Source organism: Pseudomonas nitroreducens TX1 (genome assembly GCF_000313755.1).
GTDB lineage: Bacteria > Pseudomonadota > Gammaproteobacteria > Pseudomonadales > Pseudomonadaceae > Pseudomonas > Pseudomonas nitroreducens_A.
On sequence record NZ_AMZB01000080.1, the window covers coordinates 1 to 1925 of the forward strand.

Below are 1925 nucleotides of genomic sequence, written 5' to 3' on the forward strand. Positions count from 1 at the left end.
ATCGGGTAGGAGGCGGCCTCACGGCCGCCGTCCTCCCACACCACCGTGCGTACGGTTCCGTACACGGCGGTTCAGGCCATGCGGTTAAGCCGATTGATCGTATCCAGTATCGAGACCAGTCCAAGTCTGTCCCATAGCTTCTTCGGCAGCGCCTGATTCATATGCGGCGCTCCTGAGTTCCACCACGGGCCTCGGCCATTGAAGGCCGACTTGCAGGCACGCTCCTCGCTCAATCCCAGGCGCATCAGGTTGCGCGCCCTCGTAGAGGGCTGCTTCCATTGCCGCCAGATGACACAGCGAAGTTTGTGCCTGACCCAGCCATCCAGCTCTTCCAGTGGACGCTTGCTCTGGCTGAGCTTGAAGTAGCCTGCCCAGCCTCGCAGCACCGGGTTTACCCGCTCGATGACATTCGCCATCTTGTGGCCCCGCACCCCTCGCAGCAGTTCCCTGAGACGGTCGCGCACACGGCGCAGGCTCATGGTTGCCACTCGCAGTCTAGGCAGCGAGTGCCAACTCATCCCATACCCCAGGTAGTCGCATTTCCACGACCCAGCCACGCGACTCTTGTCCCGATTCAGTCTCAGTTTCAGACGGTGATTCAGGAACCGCTCGACACTGGCCAGCACTCGTTCGCCAGCACGCGGACTACGGACATAAATGTTCGCGTCATCGGCATAGCGCACGAAGCGATGGCCTCGCCGCTCCAACTCACGGTCGAGTTCATCGAGCAGGATGTTCGACAGCAGCGGCGAAAGCGGGCCGCCTTGCGGCGCCCCCTCCTGCCGATGGCTGACAACCCCGTCCGACATGACGCCCGCTTCGAGGTAACGGCGGATGAGTCTGAGTACCTGTTTGTCTTCGACATGGCGCTCAACACAGAACATCAGGATGTCGTGGTTGACCCGATCAAAGAACTTCTCCAGATCGAGTTCCACGCAACACCTATGACCCGCCGCCACATGGGTGCGGGCCATCTCGACAGCCTGGTGAGCGCTTCTGCCCGGACGGAAGCCGTAGCTATAGTCCGAGAACAGCGGATCGAAGATCGGCGTGAGCTGTTGCAGCAGGGCTTGCTGGATCAGGCGATCCACGACACTGGGAATGCCCAGTTGCCGCATACCGCCCTGCGGTTTGGGAATTTCGACCGCCCGCACTGCCTGGGGATGGTATTCACCTGCCAGCAGCCTGACCTTCAGGATGGGCCAATACTGTTTCACGTAGCCTGCCAAGTCGGCGACCGTCATGCCATCGGCACCCGGCGCCCCCTTGTTGCTGACCACGCGCTGATACGCACGCTTGAGATTCGCCGGTGCAAGCACCCGCTCCATCAGCGTGTCCGGCTCCGCGTTCATCCACGTCACCGACGCCGCCGATACCTCTGCGCTGTCAGGCGTCATCCTCGGCCTCTGGCCGGGACTCGGGGTGACAGTCTTCTCTTGGAGAAATTTCTGCATTTCGGTTATCGACGAGACGCTGACGCCTACTGGCGGCATGACCTGTTCGGCCCTTGATGGCGTGGTTGACCGCCACTTACTACGGCCTCGGCTGACTTCTGCACGCCCATCCCGTCGCCTCTCGACAATCGGTAGCACAATGGCAAGCGTACAGATCTCCCAGGGTAATTCGCGCGACCTTCCTGCTTATGCCTGTCGGATCTACGTCGCAGCGTTCCGTGCAAGTATCGGGCTTTGGCGATTATGGCCACCTCACCCCGCTGCGCCGCCTCATCCGCTTCCTGTTCGTCAGGCCAGCATTTTGCCTCGGGCTTCCTTCAGATTCGCAGTCGCCCGCGACACCCTTGCCTTCAGCTAACACTTCCCCTTGCCGGGTGTGTAGAGGACTTTCACCTCCAAGTCGCCAGGCTCACCACCACAGTGAACCCGACAGCGCCAGTCACGGCGCTACGCGCCATGCCTGGCGCACCA

The 1925-nt window shown here is 61.5% G+C and carries 1 protein-coding gene; it reads right to left on the minus strand.

Annotated features, from left to right (window positions below; genetic code table 11):
- Positions 1 to 71: 71 nt before the first annotated feature.
- The gene (gene ltrA, locus C167_RS0104805; protein WP_017517123.1) at positions 72 to 1493 is read right to left on the minus strand and encodes a group II intron reverse transcriptase/maturase; all 1422 of its coding nucleotides are present in this window, start codon (positions 1491 to 1493) and stop codon (positions 72 to 74) included.
- Positions 1494 to 1925: the final 432 nt, after the last annotated feature.